Genomic DNA, 17492 nt, shown 5'->3' with positions numbered 1-17492 from the left:
AAAGACGCATAGTCTCGGAAGCGGTGAAATTTTAAGAAGCGGCTTTTACGCCGCCTCTTTGGCCAGGTTGACGCCGCCGGCGTCGGTCAGCAGGAAGGCTTCGCCGCAGGCCTTGGCGAGCGTGCGTACGCGCAGGATATAGCTCTGGCGCTCGGTGACCGAGATGACGCCGCGGGCGTCGAGCAGGTTGAAGACGTGGCTGGCCTTGATGCATTGGTCGTAGGCCGGGAAGACGCATTTGTGCAGGCGCTGGTTGGCGTTGTCGCCAGGCGCGCCGGCATCGAGCAGTGCCCGGCACTCCTTCTCGGCATCGACGAAGTGGCGATGCAGCATCTCGGTATTGGCGAATTCGAAATTATGACGCGAATATTCCTGCTCGGCCTGCAGGAAGACGTCGCCGTAGCTGATCTTCTCGTCGCCTTCGCGGCCGTTGAAATTCAGGTCGTAAACATTGTCGACGCCCTGGACATACATGGCCAAGCGCTCGAGACCGTATGTCAATTCGCCTGCGACCGGCGAGCATTCGATGCCGCAGACCTGCTGGAAATAGGTGAACTGCGAGACTTCCATGCCGTCGCACCAGCATTCCCAGCCGAGGCCCCAGGCGCCGAGCGTCGGGCTTTCCCAGTCGTCCTCGACGAAACGGATATCGTGCAGCAGCGGATCGAGACCGATCGCGGCCAGCGAGCCGAGATAGAGCTCCTGCAGGTTGGGCGGGTTCGGCTTCAGAATGACCTGATACTGGTAATAATGCTGCAGTCGGTTCGGGTTCTCGCCATAACGGCCGTCCGACGGGCGGCGGGAGGGCTGGACGTAGGCCGCCTTCCACGGCTTGGGGCCGAGGGCGCGCAGCGTCGTGGCCGGGTGAAAGGTGCCGGCGCCGACTTCCATGTCGTAGGGCTGCAGCACCGCGCAACCCTTGTCCGCCCAGTAGCTATGCAGGGTCAGGATCAGCGCCTGGAAGGAGCGCTTCGGGTTCATATGGTCTGGGATAGCTGACATCGAACGGCACCGCTTGCTTGGGAATTATCGGCGCGACAGGTGCCATGGAGGGCGGCGGGGGTCAAGAGTTTTGCGGCAGTGGAGGGGCGTGGAATGCCGACATGGAAGAGGAATTCCTTCTTGTGGCTGCGGGGTGATACCCCCCTCTGTCCTGCCGGACATCTCCCCCACAAGGAGGGAGATCGGATGGGCGCAACGGCTTCCCCAAACAATCAGCGTTGCAGCCCGACGAAACGGTAGAGGGATGGGAAATCCAAGCCACTTGTGATCTCCCCACCTGTGGGGGGGTCCGAAGGACGGGTCGAGACCCGTGGCTCGACACCGGGCCCGCAGGGCAGAGGGGGCTTCCGACCCACAGAGCGCCCGGAGCGGATGCCGAATGAAAGGCAGGCGCAGTGGTAACGCCTCTTATTCCTCATCGCGCTTCAGCCGATATTCCCCCGTCACCGGATCCTTGACCAGCGTGCCGATCGCGCCGGTCTGGCGCTCTTTTTCGGCGCGACGCGACTTTTCGGCAAGTTTGCGGGCATCGGAGACGAAGCGGCGGTAGAGCCACCAGGCTGAGAAGACCAGGACCAGGATCGTGATGAGCTGCGCCATTCCCCTCTCCTGCTCTCCTTAAAGCCCGAAACGGCTCCACAATGCTCTTTCTTCGGCCGCTTCGACAAGCCCCGTCGCGAGACCGGATGCCGCACTTTCGAGCGAGACCGGCGACACGCCTGGAATACGGCGGCCGAGCAGGCCACGGCCGGCAGTGACGAGCTCCAGCTTGGTCTTCTGGCCGTAGCGCCGCTTCAGTTCCTGGCGCATGTCGCCGAGGCCATCGATGAGGCCGAGTTCGAGGCCGCGCGTGCCGCTCCAGAACAGGCCGGAGAAGACCGCCGCGTCGTCCCCCAGCTTGCCGGCGCGGCGCTCGCGCACCATCGCGATGAAGACCTGATGGATTTCGAGCTGCAGGCTCTTCAGGTATTCGATGTCCTTTTCCTTTTCCGGCTGGAAAGGATCGAGGATCACCTTGTTTTCACCCGCGGTATAGACGCGGCGCTCGACGCCGATCTTCTTCAACAATTCGGGAAAGCCGAAACCGCCGGAGACGACGCCGATCGAGCCGACGATCGAGGTGGCGTCGGCGATGATCTCGTCGCCGGCAAGCGCGATCATGTAGCCGCCGGAAGCGGCGACGTCCTCGACGAAGACCAGAACCTTCTTCTGCTTCTCGCGGGCAAGCTCACGGATGCGGGTGAAGATCAGCCGCGACTGGACCGGCGAGCCGCCCGGCGAATTGATGGAGATGGCAACCGCCGGCGCGTCCTTCATGGCGAAGGCCTTTTCCAGCACCGGCGAGACATTGGCGAGATTGAGAGCCGGCCGGAACTGGCCGCCGCCGCTGACGATCGCGCCCTGCAGCCGGACGACCGGGATGGTGACGCCATCCTTGCGAAACCGTTTCGGCAGCAGTTTTCTCAACAATCCGGCCATCTCTAATCCTTCGCTTCGCGTCGTCCGATCGTCAATCGCGATCGGCATCCATGTATGCGCTGGAACGACAAACGCAATGGCCGCGTTCTCGAAAACATGCAGTTTGATTTTCTTGTTGCGAATGACTTGCATTATCATTCTAATCCGTCATAGTGCACGCGAGATAAACAGGTGGAAATCGCATGGACGCCTTAAACCCGAATGCAAACCGCGGCTGGCGGCACGAACGCGGCGAGGCATCGCTATCGGATGTCTACCGCACCGTCGGAACGGGACGTCACAGCTCGGCATGGCGGCGGGCGGCAGCCTTCGCCGGGCCGGGCTACATGGTCGCCGTCGGCTATATGGACCCCGGCAACTGGGCGACCTCGCTCGCCGGCGGCTCGAAATTCGGCTATGCGCTGCTGACCGTCGCCCTGCTTTCCAACCTGATGGCGATCGTGCTGCAATCGCTCTGCGCACGCCTGGCGATCGCATCGGGCCGCGACCTCGCACAGGCCTGCCGCGACGCCTTTCCGAAATATGTCTCGGTGCCGCTCTGGGCCTTTGCCGAGATCGCCATCATCGCCACCGACATCGCCGAGGTGATCGGCACGGCGATCGGCCTCAACCTGTTGATGGGCATCCCGCTCGAACTCGGCGTGCTGATCACCGCGCTCGACGTCTTCGTCATCCTCTTCCTGCAGAAGCTCGGTTTCCGCTGGGTGGAGGCCTTCATCATCGCGCTGCTCGGCGTCATCGCGATCTGCTTCGGCGTGCAGATCCTGCTTGCCGATCCGCAATGGGGCGCCGTCCTCACCGGCTTCTTCCCGACCACCGAGATCGTCACCAATCCGGAGATGCTCTATCTGGCGCTCGGCATTCTCGGCGCCACCGTGATGCCGCACAATCTCTACCTCCATTCCGGCATCGTGCAGACGCGGGCCTATGGCCACACCATTCCGGAGAAGAAGGAGGCGCTGACCTTTGCGACGATCGACTCGACAGTGGCGCTGTGCTTTGCGCTGCTGATCAACGCCTCGATCCTGATCCTGGCGGCGGCTGCCTTCAATGCGCATGGGAAGACCGATGTCGTTGAGCTCGGCGATGCCTATTCGCTGCTGTCGCCGCTGCTCGGCCTTGCCATCGCGCCGACGCTGTTCGGCATCGCGCTTCTCTGCTGCGGCCTCAATTCAACGGTGACGGCAACGCTTGCCGGCCAGATCGTCATGGAAGGCTTCCTGAAGATCCGGCTGAAGCCGTGGGTACGCCGGCTGATCACCCGCGCCATCGCCATCGTGCCGGCGGCGATCGTCACCATCTGGTATGGCGACAAGGGCACGGCCGAGCTGTTGATCCTCACGCAGGTGGTGCTCAGCCTGCAGCTTTCCTTCGCGGTCTTCCCGCTTGTGATGTTCACCGCCAGCAAGGCCAAGATGGGCGAACTCGTGGCGCCACGCTGGCTGAGCGGCATCGCTTATCTGATCGCGGTCGTCATCGCCGGGCTGAACGTCAAGCTGCTCTTCGACTTCGTCACCGGCTAAATCCTACGGTAAGCCGCCCGGCCATTGTTGAAATCATCGACGAGAGGGGAGAACTTGTGGCTCCCCTCTTCGTGCATGATGAGGGCCGCCCGCAGCGACAGCCGCGCCCGCGACCCCTTGATACCAGTCACCAGAATGCGCACGGCATTTTCACCCGGACGCGGATGGATGGCGGTGATTTCGATGCCGCCGAAGCGCCGGCCGCAGGCATCGATGATCTCGGCGATCGACTGGGGCCTGGCGATCAGCGACAACTGCCCGCCCGGGACCATGATGGCGCCCGCCGTGCGGATCCAGCTTTCGAACAGGCCATCGGTCATCGCATGGGCTTCGGCCTTTAGCGCATCCGGCGTGCGCCGATCGCCGGCGTCGTTGAAGGGCGGGTTCATGATGACGTGATGGAAACTCTCATCGATGAGACCGGCATCGTTGCGCGCCTTGGCGGTCAGCGTTACATCGGCCTCGACGACGCTGACGCGGCTCGCGACATGGGCATTCTCAGGCAACAGGATGCTGCGGCGGGCATAATCGGCCATCTCGGCCGAGCGCTCGAACAGCACCACCTCCGCGTCGGCAAGGCGCGAGGCGACGGCGAGGCCGGCAGCACCGGCGCCGGCGCCGAGATCGGCAACTCTGACCGGGCGGTCGTCGGCGACGAGAGCGGCGAGCAGCATCGCATCCATGCCGGAACGATGGCCCCGGCCCTTTGGCTGCACCAAATGGAAGGCGCCGCGATGGAAGGCATCGACGGTGTCAGTGGGTTTCCCGGTCATCGCAGGCTCACGTCCTGTCGCGCAGTTCGCCGCCGAGACCGGCATCGATGAGGATGCGGCGCGCCTGATCGGCCATCTCCTCATCCACCAGCAGGCGGCGCGGCAGCATGCCGAGCGAGCCTTCCAGCACGCTCATGCCCTGGTCGGCAATGAAGCAGTGAATTCCCGCATCCTTCATCAAGCTTTCGGCAAAGGAGAGCAGAACGGGGTCGTTGGCGCGGATAAGCTCATGCATTTGCCGTCGTTTTCCTTCCAATTTCGTTCAGCGCGACAATTCACCCCTTGCCGCCTGCATCGCCCCTTTCTATTGTCAGGTGCAATGAATGAACAGGAGTCCGGGTCGTTGGGCGTGGTCATACCGCTTGAAGAAAGCAAAAACAAACTGGCATCCATCAAGCCATTGGTCGATCTCACCAGGGTTGATATGGAGCGAGTAAACCAGCTCATTCTGTCCAAGGCCGGCTCCGACGTGCAGATGATCCCTGAGGTGGCGAACCATCTGATTTCGTCAGGCGGCAAGCGGCTGCGGCCGATGCTGACGCTGGCCGCCGCCTCGCTGTTCGACTACAGAGGCGAAAATCACGTCAAACTCGCGACCTCGGTCGAATTCATGCACACCGCAACGCTGCTGCATGACGACGTCGTCGACGAAAGCGACCTGCGCCGCGGCAAATCGACAGCGCGGATGATCTGGGGCAACCAAGCAAGCGTGCTGGTCGGCGACTTCCTGCTCGGCCAGGCCTTCCGCATGATGGTCGAAGTCGGCTCGCTCGATGCTCTCGACGTGCTGTCCTCGGCCGCCTGCGTGATCGCCGAAGGCGAAGTGCTGCAGCTTTCCGTCGCCAAGAACATGGAGACGACGGAGGACGATTATCTCGCCGTCATCCGCGCCAAGACGGCGGCGCTTTTTGCCGCCGCCGCCGAAGTCGGGCCGATTGTCGCAGAGGCCGGCAAATCCGGCCGCAACGCGCTGAAGTCCTACGGCATGAATCTCGGGCTCGCCTTCCAGCTGGTCGACGACGCGCTCGACTATGGCGGCAAGGCGGCCGACCTCGGCAAGAATGTCGGCGACGATTTCCGCGAGGGCAAGATCACCCTGCCGGTTATTCTCGCCTATCGCCGCGGCACCGAGGACGAGCGCGCCTTCTGGCGCGATGCGATCGAAGCCGGCAACAGCACCGACGCCAACCTGGAAAAAGCGCTGGGGCTGATCACCAAATATGGGACGCTTAGCGACACGATCGGCCGGGCGATCCATTACGGCACGATCGCCCGCGACGCGCTTGCGCCGCTTCCCGATACGGCCTGGAAATCCGCCCTGATGGAAGTGATCGATTTCTGCATCGAGCGCGTCAACTGATCAAACGTCCTTGATCGCAGGCTGATTTTCTTGCGGCGCCGCTTCAAAAAAGCCATCCTGTTATGAATCAGTGATCACAACTGATTTTGCGACCGGCATCATCGCCGGGACGCTCTCGAAGAAAGGTTTCCCTAATGCGGCAGAGATTCGCCATCCGTCTTCTTACGAGCGCAGCGCTAGTGGCTGTTCTTTCGCTCGGCGGCGTCGCCGGCGTGAACGCCGAGGATGCGGCCAAGACGGGCGATGCCGGCAAGACCGACAGCTTCGATGCCGACAGCGTCACCTCCTTCTCCGGCGCCTTCCTCGCGGCGCGCACGGCCGATGTCGATCATGATTACCCAACGGCGATCGAACTCTACAAGAAGGCGCTGCAGATCGAGCCCGGCAATCCGGAGATTCGCCAGCGGCTGATGATCTCGCTGCTGCTCAACGGCGACATCAAGGAGGGCGTCAAATATGCCAACGACCTGAAGGGCGATCCTTCCGTCGAGCGCATCACCACGATCGTGCGCGGCATGGATGCCGTGCGCCGTGACGATTACAAGACCGCCGAGGCCATCCTCAAATATAACGGGCCGAACGATCTCGACCGGATGATGAACGACCTGCTGCTCGCATGGGCCCGCGTAGGCGCCGGCCGCGGCAAGGAAGCACTCACCATGGTCGAGAAGATGAAGGGACCGGACTGGTTCCGCATCTTCCAGAATTACAATGCCGGCGCCATCGCCATCGCCACCGGCGACGTGAAATCCGCCCGAAAGCATCTGAACGATGCCGTGCTCGACAAGGAGGGCGGTGCGACGGCGCCCGACACTTTCATGCGCGCGGTGATGGCGCTTGCCCGCCTCGAAGCCCAGCAGGGCAACAAGCAGAAGGCGCTCGACGCCGTGTCCGTCGGCGACAATCTGCTGCCGAACTATGCGCCGCTGAACGCGCTGCGCGACAGCATCGAAAAGGACCAGAAGCAGGAACAGCAGGTCAAGACCGCCGAAGAAGGCGCTGCCGGCGTGCTGTTTTCGGTCGGCGGCGCGCTGAACCGCGACGGCGCCGAGGACATCGTCTCGCTGTACCTGCAGACGGCCAATGCGCTCGATCCGAACAGCGCCGATACGCTGGTGCTGCTCGGCGGCATCGCCGAGAAGCAGAACCAGATGGACCGCGCCATCGCGCTCTACAAGCAGGTGCCGGAAAATTCGCCGATGCGGCGCATCTCCGAGCTGCAGCTCGGCCTTGCCCTTGCCCAGGGCGGCAAGGTGGACGAGGCACGCAAGCATCTGCAGGCGCTGATCGCCTCCGACCCGAAGGACATCCGCAGCTACCTGGCCTATGGCAGCGTGCTCTCCGACGCCAAGGACTACGAGGCGATGGCCGCCAATTACGACAAGGCGGTCGAAGCGATCGGCCCCATTCCCGGCCGCGCCAATTGGAGCGTCTTCTTCCAGCGCGGCATCGCCTATGAGCGGCTGAAGAAGTGGGACCAGGCCGAACCGAACTTCCGCAAGGCGTTGGAGCTCAACCCCGACCAGCCGCAGGTGCTGAACTATCTCGGCTATTCCTGGATCGACATGAACCGGAACCTCGACGAAGGCCTCAGCATGATCAAGAAGGCCGTCGATCTTCGCCCCGACGACGGCTACATCATCGATTCGCTCGGCTGGGCCTATTTCCGCCTCAACCGCTTCGACGATGCCGTCGACGAATTGGAGCGGGCCGCCCAGATCAAGGCCGGCGATGCGACGATCAACGACCATCTCGGCGATGCCTATTGGCGCGTCGGCCGCAAGCTCGAGGCCGTCTATCAGTGGAACCGGGCGCTCAGCTCCGAGCCTGAAGCCACCGAAATTCCGAAGATCAAGGACAAGGTCGCCAACGGCCTGCCTCCTGTCAGCGACGATGCCAAGGCGGCCGACAAGAAGCAGCCGGACCCGGCACCGGTCACCCCGCCGCCGGTCGACAAGAAATCCTGACGGGCCGAAAATATGCCTGAAGAGGGCCTGGCCGAGGCTTTCGGCGTCACCGAAGAGGCGCGCGCGAAGATCAACCTCGCCCTGCATGTGACGGGCCAGCGGGCAGATGGCTATCATCTGCTCGACATGCTGGTGACCTTCGCCGATTGCGGCGACCGGCTGGGCTTCCTGCCTTCGCAGGCCGACACCTTCACCCTGTCGGGCCGCTTCGGCGAAACGCTTGCCGGCGATGGCGGCACCAACCTGGTGCTGCGGGCGCGCGATCTGCTGCGCGAAGCGGTCGGCGCCCTCGCCTTCCCGGTCCATATCCACCTGCAAAAGAACCTGCCGATCGCCTCCGGCATCGGCGGCGGTTCGGCCGATGCGGCCGCGACGCTGCGCGGCCTGATGCGGCTCTGGGGCATGAGCTTGCCGGCTTCAGCGCTTGCCAACCTCTCGCTGAGGCTCGGCGCCGATGTGCCGATGTGCCTTGAGAGCCGGCCGCTGATTGCCCGCGGCATCGGTGAAAAGATCGAAGCCGTGCCGGCTCTGCCCGCCTTTGCCATGGTGCTCGCCAATCCACTGAAAGGCGTCTCGACGCCGGAGGTTTTCCGGCGGCTGGCCGCGAAGAACAATCCGGCGCTGAACCTGGCTTCAAATCTTGCTGGGACTGCCGACTGGCTCGCGGCGATCGGCATCGCCCGCAACGACCTGGAGCCGCCGGCACGCGAACTCGTGCCCGAGATTTCGGCGATCTCGGCAATGTTGCAAGCCCGCGGCGCCCTGCTCACCCGCATGTCCGGCTCCGGCGCCACTTGTTTCGGGATCTTTGCTACTATGGCCGCAGCGCAGGAGGCGGTGGCAGCTCTTCACGGCGAGCAGCCGGACTGGTATTTCCAGGCGACGGAAACGGTTTCGGGAGGCAGGTGATGGCAGGTCTGGACGAAAAGCGGCCCTTCATCGCCGTCGGCATCGCGATTCTCACCGTCTCGGATACGCGCACCCCGGAGACGGACAAATCAGGCGACACGCTGGCGGCGCGAATCACCGAGGCCGGCCACAGGCTGGTCGACCGGGCGATCGTGCCCGATGATCGCGAGAAAATCGCCGCACGGGTGAAGGCCTGGACGGAGAGCAAAGACATCGACGTCGTCATCACCACTGGTGGTACCGGCTTTACCGGCCGCGACGTGACGCCGGAGGCCGTGGAGCCGTTGTTCGAAAAGCGCATGGACGGCTTTTCCGCCGTCTTCCACCGCATCTCCTACGAGAAGATCGGCACGGCGACGATCCAGTCGCGCGCGACGGCAGGGGTTGCCAATTCCACCTTCATCTTTGCACTGCCGGGATCGCCCGGCGCCTGCCGGGATGCCTGGGACGGCATTCTGAAAGGACAACTCGACTATCGCAGCGTGCCCTGCAATTTCGTCGAGATCATGCCGCGTCTGGACGAGCATCTGCAACGCGGCGCGACCAAATAGAATTCGCTATGTGGCAAGGCCCGGCAGAGCCGGCATTGTTTCCCAGCTGTCACCCGACAGCAGGATGCAGCTTATGCCGTGAACATCCGTGACGACGAGTGTCCAGGTTCCGCTTTCGGCGGCGTAGACCTCGAGGACGGCGTTCTGGTTGACCAGTCCGACAGCCGTGAGCTTTTCAGCGAAGTTCCTGTCGAGGAACTTGATAACCTCGGATCGGCCTGCGCAACTGAGCATCGTCTGCGATGCTGCCGAATGCGGATGCGCGATCACCAAAGCCGGCAATATGACGGCCAGCAGGCCGTAGATCATACCGCGTACGCCGTAGATCATACCGCGTGTCATGACGCACCTCCTTTCGCCGGGAACCCGGCAGAAGAGGAGATTTTCGCGGACCTGTTCTGCCGTTCACCGGCATTCCATGGCCATTCCGTTGCGAAGCGCGGCGCTTCGACGGCGCCATATTTGAATTATAGCGCGAAATCCTATTGGGCGCCATCTTTTGCGAGAGCCATGGAGAGTATCGCGGCACCTACCGTGCGGCGCGGGCGACCCAGGAGGGAATGAGTTCGCTCGCCAGCTTGCGCGGCTTCTGGCCTTTGACGAATTCCGTAAGAGCCATCCCGCTTTTGGCGGTGGCGAGCGCCAGCTTTTTCGGCACGAGGAAACCAAGCTCCAGCGGGGGTACGGTGCGGCCGACACGCTGGAAGAACGGGCGCCGATAGCCCCTCGACGCGGTAAAGCGCGCCGGCAGCTTGTTCAGCGCCACATACTCGGCGATCTCATCGATCCAGCCGGCCTGCGGTCTGGCGCCCGGCTCGACGAAGAGCAGCCATTCGCCGCGGGCGGAGCGGACGATGTCCTTGATATCCCATTGTGAATGGAAGCGGCAGCCGGCAGCGTCGGCCACTCGTGAGGTACCGTCGCGCGAGCCGTGATCGAGCACGATCACATCGCTGACAAGCCCTTCCACCGCGCCTGCCACCAGTACCGATAAAGTCTGCGCCAGCTCAGATTCCTGATCATGGCATTCGAGAACAACCGTCAACATCGACTATTCATAATGCGCCGCACAAATTTTTGCCAGCACCGTTTTCCGCATTTTGTTCTTGCATTGTTCTGCTTTTACCGATAGGAATTTAATCATCAAAACGGGCGGGAGCAATGGCTTTCCGCCGCGGGAGAATCCGATGAGAGAGCAGTCCCTGGCAGGGCAGGCCGCATTCGCGCCTGCCAATACGGCAGATATTGCCGATGCATTGATCGTTTCCTCCGGTTTGAGAGTCGAGGTCGATCGGCGGCGCGGCCGTGGGGCGGGATTGAACCCGACAGGGCGGTTCGAGGCACTGCAGCGGGAGAGCTTCGACGACGGATGGCAGACCTGGGAAGAGCTGCCGCCGTTCAAGACGGAGGTGCAGATCGAGAAACCGCGCACGGCCATCACCCGCAACGAATCGCCTGATATTTCCTTCGACCGCTCGATCAATCCCTATCGCGGCTGCGAGCATGGCTGCATCTATTGTTTCGCCCGGCCGACGCATGCCTATATGGGACTGTCCGCCGGGCTCGATTTCGAGACGAAGCTGTTTGCCAAGCCGGATGCGGCAAAGTTGCTGGAGCGAGAACTCGCCAAGCCCGGCTACAAGGTGCGGGTGATCGCCATCGGCACCAATACCGACCCTTATCAGCCGATCGAGAAGGAGTGGCGCATCATGCGCGGCATTCTCGAGGTCTTGAACAAGGCGAACCATCCGGTGTCGATCGTCACCAAGTCGGCGATGATCCTGCGCGATCTCGACATTCTGCAGGAGATGGCAGCCAAGAACCTGGTGCGCGTCGGCATCTCGGTGACCACGCTCGATCGCAAGCTTGCCCGGACGATGGAGCCGCGTGCCGCCACGCCGCCGCGGCGGCTGGAGACAATCCACACGCTTGCCGAAGCCGGCATCCAGACGGCCGTGATGGCCGCCCCGCTCATTCCGGCGCTGAACGATCATGAGCTGGAGCGCATCCTCGAATCGGCCAAGGCTGCTGGCGCTGCCGAGGCGAGCTACGTCATCCTGAGGCTGCCGCTCGAGGTCAGCCCGCTGTTTCGCGACTGGCTGCTGCAGCATTATCCCGATCGTTACCGGCATGTGATGTCGCTGGTGCGCTCGATGCGGGGCGGCAAGGATTATGATGCCGAATTCGGCAAGCGCATGAAGGGCGCCGGTCCCTATGCCTGGCAGATCGCAAGGCGCTTTGAGATGGCCGCGCGGCGTTTCGGCCTGACGCGACGCAGCGTGCCGCTGCGCGACGATTTGTTTATTCCGCCCGATGGCAGCGGCGTGCAGCTGTCGTTTCTTTGACCTTTTGTTTTTACGCAATTCCAGCAAGACCGCTTCACACTTTTCCTGGAATTGCTTCGAGCTTGCGCATCGGCTGCTCAGAAAAACCGCCCTGTTTTCGAGCCCCGAGCGCAATTCCCGCGGATGGCCTTGACCGCCGCCATCCGCCGGACCGGTCCCCGGCCGCCGCCCTGATCCGGGGACTTGCGGGAAATCGGGTTGGCGTGCGAGGTTCAGCCGCATGAAACCTCGCACGCCACCCGATTCTCCCCTGCTGTTCGACACGGCTCCGCTCGTGCCGGATTTCAAGCTCGAGCTCAAAGCCCGCAAGGCCGGCCACTGGCCGGTCGCCGGCGCCGATGAGGCGGGCCGCGGGCCGCTGGCAGGACCCGTCGTCGCCGCTGCCGTCATCCTCGATCCCAAGCGCATCCCCGAGGGTCTGAACGATTCCAAGCAGCTTTCGGCGCAACGGCGGGAGGAATTGTTCGTGCAGATCCTGGCAACCGCCACCGTCTCCATCGCCTCCTCCAGCTCGACGCGCATCGACGAGACGGATATTCGCAAGGCAAGCCTCGACGCCATGCGCCGCGCCATCTGCAGCCTCGCCATTCCGGCAAGCTACGTGCTGACCGACGGCCTCGACGTGCCGCCCGGCCTCGATTGCCCCGGACAGGCCGTGGTCAAGGGCGATGCCCGCTCGGTTTCGATCGCCGCCGCCTCGATCGTCGCCAAGGTGACACGCGACCGGATGATGGCGCGGGCGCATCATGTATTTCCGGATTACGGCTTTGCCGCGCATGTGGGCTACGGCACGGCACAGCACCGCGCCGGCATCGAGAAACACGGCCCCTGCTCCCTGCATCGGATGAGTTTTAGGCCGTTGCGCAAGGTCGAGGACGGTCCGGAGATGGATGAGCTGATCTCCTAGGTCGTCAAGAAAAGGCCGGTATATCCCTCCGTCAGACTGCCGAACAGCCCCTCATCCGCCTGCCGGCACCTTCTCCCCGTAAACGGGGCGAAGGGGACATGCCGAAGCCTTTCCGTCCCCCTCCGCCCTCTCCATTTCCAGCTCGGTCTTGCAGGTGTTGCCCTCTCCGTCCTGAAGGGAAAAGGGGACGCGCCATGAGAGAGGCGGCGCGGAACGGAGACGTCTCGGCTTGGTCCCTTCGCCCCGTTTACGGGGAGACGGTGGCGGCAGCCTGTGAGGGGCGGACGGTGGATGAGGAACACCGACCTTGCTCCGCAAGAGACCGAGCAAAAACAGGCCTTATCAACAAAGAAAGGCCGGGACATGCCCGGCCTTCGCTCTCAATCTTTTCGAAAACAGCTCAGTTGAGCCGTGTCTTGACCTGGCCGACGGCATTGCCGAAGAGCTCGGACTGGACCTTGGCATCGGCCTGCTTGGCGAGCACCGTTTCGGCGGCCGCGATTGCAAGATCGACGGCGGCGGAACGCACCGCCTTCATCGCCTCGGCCTCGGCCTGCTTGATCTTCTGCTCGGAAAGCGCCGTGCGGTTGGCGACGAATTCTTCCGTCTTCTTCTTCGCCTCAGTGGTCAGCATTTCGGCTTCGCGCTCGGCGGCGGCAACGATGTGAGCCGCTTCGGCTTCCGCTTCCTTGCGCTTGCGCTGGTATTCGGCGAGCAGGTGCTGGGCCTCCTCGCGCAGACGCTTGGCTTCGGCCAGTTCGTTGCGGATCTGGTCGGCGCGGTCGTCGAGCGACCGTGCCATCATGCCCGGAACCTTCAGGTAGACGACCAGCGCCAGGAAGAGGACGAGGCCGACAAAGGCGAAGAAAGTTGCGTCAAGGTGAAATTCCATCGATCAACCCTCCTTCTTGGCAGCTGCGACGGCAGCGGCGACATCGGCCTTGGCGACCGTGCCGCCGATCAGCTGATCGACCACGGCAGCCGCGGTTTCCTCGGCAATGGTGCCGACGTCGGCGAAGGCCTTGGCCTTGATCTCGCCGATGCGGAGTTCGGCAGCCTTGATCTTTTCCGACAGGCTCGCCTCGACAGTGCGGCGATCCTCTTCGGCCTTGGCCTTGGCGGCATCGCGTGCGGCAGAGCCGATCGCGTTGGATTTGGCGCGGGCAGCGGCCAGTTCACCTTCATAGGTCTGGACAGCCGCGTCGGCTTCCGCCTTCAGGCGGCCTGCTTCTTCCAGATCCTGGGAGATGCGCGTATGACGCTGATCGAGAATGGCCCCGATGCGCGGCGCGATGACCTTTTGCATGAGGAGGTAGAAGACGCCGAACGTGATCACCAGCCAGAGCAGCTGGGATGCGTAGGTCGTCGAATCGAAAGGCGGGAAAGGGCCACGGGCGTGTTCGCCTTCGGCAACACCAGTCTCGGTATGGACCTCGCCTGCGGCCGGAGCGGCATGCGCATCCGTACCCGTCGCTGCCGCCGGTGCTTCCTCAGCGTAAGCCGGGGTCACAAAAAACATGCTCACCTCCAGGTGGACTGCAAATGCAAAGGATCACGGCTTGCGGTCGCAGGCCGTGATCCATCTATTCGCCGATATCAGACGGCGAAAAGGAGGAGGAGAGCGACGAGCAGCGAGAAGATGCCCAGAGCTTCCGTAACGGCGAAGCCGAATACCAGACGGCCGAACTGGCTGTCAGCGGCAGACGGATTGCGCAGTGCGCCGGAGAGGTAGCTGCCGAAAATATTGCCGAGGCCGAGAGCCGTACCGGCCATACCAAAGCAAGCCAGGCCTGCACCGATGTACTTTGCTGCTTCCGCTTCCATGTTGAACTCCTTTGAATGGTTGTTGCGGCGAATGACTGACGCCCTTTGACGTCGTTGTCGTTATCCTTAGTGCCCGCCCGGATGGATCGCGTCGTTGAGGTACATGCAAGTCAGCACCGCAAAGACGTAAGCCTGGAGGAAGGCGACGAGGAACTCGAGACCGGTCAGGGCGACCGTCATGATGAGAGGAAGAACGGCTCCGCCGACACCGACAGCACCAAGGGCTCCAAGCGAGGCGACGAAGCCTGCGAACACCTTCAGCGTGATATGGCCGGCAAGCATGTTGGCGAAAAGACGAACCGACAGCGAAATCGGACGGGACAGGAACGAAATGATTTCGATCGTGACGACCAGCGGCAACAGAATGCCCGGCACGCCCGAGGGCACGAAGACATTCAGGAAGTGAAAGCCGTGCTTGTAGAAACCGTAGACGAGAACCGTGCCGATGACGAGGATCGCCAGCGCGAAGGTGACGATGATCTGGCTGGTGACCGTGAAGAAATACGGAAACATGCCGAGCAGGTTCGCCGTCAGCACGAACATGAAGAGCGAGAAGACCAGCGGGAAGAATTTCATTCCCTGCTTGCCCGCGCCTTCCTTCAGCATGTTGGCGATGAATTCATAGGACATTTCCGCGACCGACTGAGAACGGCCCGGCACGATGGCGCGGTTCGAGGTCGAGAAATAGAGGAAGCCAACGGCTACGGCAGCCGAAGCGGCCATGAAGAGCGATGCATTGGTGAACGAAAAATCAATTCCGCCGATTTCGATCGGCACAATCTTCTGGATCAGGAACTGATGAGTCGGATCGTTAGACACCGCTTGTTCTCTCTCTTTGGCCCGCAGGACGCGGGGTCATTGCACTGGACCGGGACCGGCCCTTATTTCTTGTCGTCGTCGAGCGGATGAGCCACCACCCCCGCAGAACGCAGCACGTTCAGAACGCCGGCACAGAATCCGAGAAGCAGAAGAACAATCAAACCCCAAGGCGCCGTGCCAACAAAACGGTCGAGGACATAGCCAAGGAAGGCACCGACGAGGATCGCAGCAATGAACTCGCTGGAAAGCTTCATCGCCTGAGCATAACCTTTACGGCTTACCTCGGCACGAGCTTCGCTTGCCTCGTCCACTTTTGCCTCGACGCGCTTGGTCGCGAGTTCCGCTTCCAGTTGCGCACGGCGCTTCTCAAGACTTTCCTCGCGGTCGTCCGCCATGGATCTCTCCTCGCCTGCCCGTCGCCCGCACTCCCGCTACCCCGGTCATTCGGACCCCGGACACGAGGGTTGAAACCCTTCCGGCCCGTTCTGAAGTCGCGCGCAACATAGTTTTAGGGATTGGTATAGTCAAGGCGTAGACAGCTTCTGTCCAGCCAGAAAATAATTCCGTCGAATCAAAGAGATAAACCGATTTTGGGTCGATTGCTTAAATTCGATGGAAAGAATCCGCTTTTAAGCCCGGCAAATCTGCTTGCCCCGGCGATTTATCTCAGCTCCAGCCCCCGCCGTAGGTGCGATAGAAGACGTGAAGACCGATGCGGCCGACCTTTTCCATGGTCTTTGCCCATTTCGGCCTGACATAGACGGCGTGATAGTGAGTCGCCGAGCCCACCTGTGGCAGCCAGATCTTGCCTGCCGTCACCGCCATCGCCACGTCGCGGGCCATCCGCCAATGATATTCCGAATTCACCCTGTCCTTGATGCTGTCGCAGGCGAAGGAGAACTGGCAGCGGTTGCGCCAATCCTCGTTCTGGTAGACGACGCCGCAGATCGTCTTGGGATAGGCAGGGTTGCGGACGCGATTGAGGATGACCTGGGCGACGGCCGCCTGGCCCTTCACCGATTCCCCCCGCGCCTCGAAATAGATGCCGGAGGCAAGGCACTGCTGTTCGCGGGCGGAAAAGACGCTTGGCGCCAATATGCTTGCGGCCCAGGCATGGTCGCGCGGGCCGATCTCCGGAACGAAGCGGCCGCTGTCCTGTTCGGTCAGGATCGAATCGAAGGGTGACTGGCGGGAATAGTCGGGTGCGGCCGGCCCATAGGCGGTGGCGAGCACATCGGCCTTGTTGCTGGTGACCAGGCTTGCGAGCAATGCCGGCACGCCCCTATCGGTCACCACAGGCTGCTTCTTATAGAAAGACGTGGCGATCTCGATTTCCTTGCCCTGGATCTTCGGCTTGACGAAAGCCGACCTGTCCTTGAGATCGAAGCTCGGGGTGAAGAGCATCTTGGTGCGCTCGAGGATCGAGCCGGCGGAAAAGTCCTTCGGCGGCTGCATCTTCTCGACGGCGACGACGCGGCCTTTTTTGGTGGAGCGGTTGACGCGATCCTCGTCGGGCGTGTCCTCGTGGCCCCTATCCTTGTTAGTGCCCTTGTCCTTGGCGGTAAAGGCGACCTTACGGCCATCGGGCAGCACCATGCCGGCGCCGGCGGAGATCGAACCGGTCACCATCGGCTCGGCGAAAGCGAGCTCGGCCTGGTGGATGGAGCCGGCCGGCGAATTGGTCAGCACCATGCGCCAGTTCTGTCCTTCCCGGTCGAGACCGGCGAGCATGGCGGCGAGATCGGCATGGGATGCGACGCTCGGGAAAATCAGCCAGCCGGCGAGACCGAAGATAACCGGCGACACCCAGTTCTCGGGAAGAAGACGCAGCTTGCTACGGGAAGAGCTCTTTCGACGCAACACGAACTCCGGGCATAGGACGCGGGAACATGCCCCTATAAATCCCGCATTAACCTTGACGTCCGGTTAACGGGCCGTGCCGGAATGTGACTGTGAGAACTTTTGGATGTTCTAATGTGTCTTAAAAGGTCCCTCCCCCAACCCCTCCGCACACCCGGGGAGGACTAACCGGA

General features: G+C 62.4%; 20 protein-coding genes. 7 read left to right on the top strand and 13 right to left on the bottom strand.

Annotated elements, in window-relative coordinates; all coding sequences use genetic code 11:
- Nucleotides 1-45: 45 nt before the first annotated feature.
- The 3 genes from PO860_RS02680 to PO860_RS02670 form a co-directional block, all read right to left on the bottom strand.
- On the bottom strand, nt 46-1002 hold the full coding sequence (locus PO860_RS02680; protein WP_028756701.1) for a glycine--tRNA ligase subunit alpha: 957 nt from the start codon (nt 1000-1002) through the stop codon (nt 46-48).
- Between the two features lie 408 nt (nt 1003-1410).
- Complete coding sequence (locus PO860_RS02675; protein ID WP_003584596.1) at nt 1411-1602, bottom strand: hypothetical protein; 192 nt, start codon at nt 1600-1602, stop codon at nt 1411-1413.
- Nucleotides 1603-1620: 18 nt separating this feature from the next.
- Nucleotides 1621-2481 carry a S49 family peptidase gene (locus PO860_RS02670; RefSeq protein ID WP_273880325.1) on the bottom strand — a complete coding sequence of 287 codons (861 nt, stop codon included), beginning with the start codon at nt 2479-2481 and terminating at the stop codon, nt 1621-1623.
- A 182-nt stretch (nt 2482-2663) separates the two neighbouring features.
- Between PO860_RS02670 and PO860_RS02665 the strand changes: the two genes are divergently transcribed.
- The gene (locus tag PO860_RS02665; protein WP_272783032.1) at nt 2664-4004 is read left to right on the top strand and encodes an Nramp family divalent metal transporter; all 1341 of its coding nucleotides are present in this window, start codon (nt 2664-2666) and stop codon (nt 4002-4004) included.
- Here PO860_RS02665 and PO860_RS02660 read toward each other — a convergent pair.
- Together PO860_RS02660 and PO860_RS02655 are read right to left on the bottom strand one after the other, a co-directional pair.
- Nucleotides 4001-4777, bottom strand: a complete 777-nt coding sequence (locus PO860_RS02660) for a tRNA1(Val) (adenine(37)-N6)-methyltransferase (RefSeq protein ID WP_275038087.1) — start codon at nt 4775-4777, stop codon at nt 4001-4003. The two genes, PO860_RS02665 and PO860_RS02660, sit on opposite strands and share 4 nt — an antisense overlap.
- 7 nt (nt 4778-4784) lie before the next feature.
- Entirely contained in the window at nt 4785-5012 is a 228-nt protein-coding gene (locus tag PO860_RS02655; protein WP_003569978.1) for a putative signal transducing protein, read from the bottom strand.
- A gap of 108 nt (nt 5013-5120) precedes the next feature.
- On the opposite strand from PO860_RS02655, the gene PO860_RS02650 reads away from it, so the two are divergent.
- From PO860_RS02650 to moaB, 4 genes are all read left to right on the top strand, one after another.
- On the top strand, nt 5121-6137 hold the full coding sequence (locus tag PO860_RS02650) for a polyprenyl synthetase family protein (RefSeq protein WP_275038086.1): 1017 nt from the start codon (nt 5121-5123) through the stop codon (nt 6135-6137).
- Nucleotides 6138-6271: 134 nt separating this feature from the next.
- Nucleotides 6272-8104, top strand: coding sequence for a tetratricopeptide repeat protein (locus PO860_RS02645; protein WP_183605875.1), 1833 nt, complete (start codon nt 6272-6274; stop codon nt 8102-8104).
- Between the two features lie 12 nt (nt 8105-8116).
- Nucleotides 8117-9013, top strand: a complete 897-nt coding sequence (locus PO860_RS02640) for a 4-(cytidine 5'-diphospho)-2-C-methyl-D-erythritol kinase (protein WP_273883446.1) — start codon at nt 8117-8119, stop codon at nt 9011-9013.
- Nucleotides 9013-9564 carry a molybdenum cofactor biosynthesis protein B gene (moaB, locus tag PO860_RS02635; RefSeq protein ID WP_275038085.1) on the top strand — a complete coding sequence of 184 codons (552 nt, stop codon included), beginning with the start codon at nt 9013-9015 and terminating at the stop codon, nt 9562-9564. The genes PO860_RS02640 and moaB overlap by 1 nt, the downstream gene beginning before the upstream one ends.
- 6 nt (nt 9565-9570) lie before the next feature.
- On the opposite strand, the gene PO860_RS02630 is transcribed toward moaB, so the two are convergent.
- Together PO860_RS02630 and PO860_RS02625 are read right to left on the bottom strand one after the other, a co-directional pair.
- On the bottom strand, nt 9571-9906 hold the full coding sequence (locus tag PO860_RS02630) for a hypothetical protein (protein ID WP_183605872.1): 336 nt from the start codon (nt 9904-9906) through the stop codon (nt 9571-9573).
- Between the two features lie 187 nt (nt 9907-10093).
- Nucleotides 10094-10612, bottom strand: coding sequence for a glycosyltransferase family protein (locus tag PO860_RS02625; protein ID WP_183605871.1), 519 nt, complete (start codon nt 10610-10612; stop codon nt 10094-10096).
- A 139-nt stretch (nt 10613-10751) separates the two neighbouring features.
- On the opposite strand from PO860_RS02625, the gene PO860_RS02620 reads away from it, so the two are divergent.
- Both PO860_RS02620 and rnhB read left to right on the top strand, forming a co-directional pair.
- The gene (locus tag PO860_RS02620) at nt 10752-11909 is read left to right on the top strand and encodes a PA0069 family radical SAM protein (RefSeq protein ID WP_275038084.1); all 1158 of its coding nucleotides are present in this window, start codon (nt 10752-10754) and stop codon (nt 11907-11909) included.
- A 220-nt stretch (nt 11910-12129) separates the two neighbouring features.
- Nucleotides 12130-12816, top strand: coding sequence for a ribonuclease HII (gene rnhB, locus PO860_RS02615; protein WP_183605869.1), 687 nt, complete (start codon nt 12130-12132; stop codon nt 12814-12816).
- A 400-nt stretch (nt 12817-13216) separates the two neighbouring features.
- Here the strand turns inward: rnhB and PO860_RS02610 are convergent, their stop codons facing one another.
- The 6 genes from PO860_RS02610 to PO860_RS02585 all read right to left on the bottom strand — a co-directional run bounded on the left by PO860_RS02610 (nt 13217) and on the right by PO860_RS02585 (nt 17319).
- Entirely contained in the window at nt 13217-13708 is a 492-nt protein-coding gene (locus tag PO860_RS02610; protein ID WP_183605868.1) for a F0F1 ATP synthase subunit B, read from the bottom strand.
- A gap of 3 nt (nt 13709-13711) precedes the next feature.
- Entirely contained in the window at nt 13712-14335 is a 624-nt protein-coding gene (locus PO860_RS02605) for a F0F1 ATP synthase subunit B (protein ID WP_183605867.1), read from the bottom strand.
- A gap of 77 nt (nt 14336-14412) precedes the next feature.
- On the bottom strand, nt 14413-14640 hold the full coding sequence (locus PO860_RS02600; RefSeq protein ID WP_003545854.1) for a F0F1 ATP synthase subunit C: 228 nt from the start codon (nt 14638-14640) through the stop codon (nt 14413-14415).
- Nucleotides 14641-14706: 66 nt separating this feature from the next.
- Nucleotides 14707-15459 (bottom strand): F0F1 ATP synthase subunit A, encoded by a 753-nt coding sequence (locus PO860_RS02595; RefSeq protein ID WP_183605866.1) that lies wholly within the window; start codon nt 15457-15459, stop codon nt 14707-14709.
- A gap of 62 nt (nt 15460-15521) precedes the next feature.
- A complete protein-coding gene (locus PO860_RS02590) occupies nt 15522-15854 on the bottom strand; it encodes an AtpZ/AtpI family protein (protein ID WP_183605865.1) in 333 nt (110 codons plus the stop codon).
- 271 nt (nt 15855-16125) lie between these two features.
- Complete coding sequence (locus PO860_RS02585) at nt 16126-17319, bottom strand: cell wall hydrolase (protein WP_275038083.1); 1194 nt, start codon at nt 17317-17319, stop codon at nt 16126-16128.
- Nucleotides 17320-17492: the final 173 nt, after the last annotated feature.

This window comes from Rhizobium binxianense (assembly GCF_028994275.1).
In the GTDB taxonomy this organism is placed as follows: Bacteria; Pseudomonadota; Alphaproteobacteria; order Rhizobiales; family Rhizobiaceae; genus Rhizobium; species Rhizobium binxianense.
Note: the sequence above shows the minus strand (reverse complement) of the source record. Positions and strands in the feature narration are given on the sequence as shown.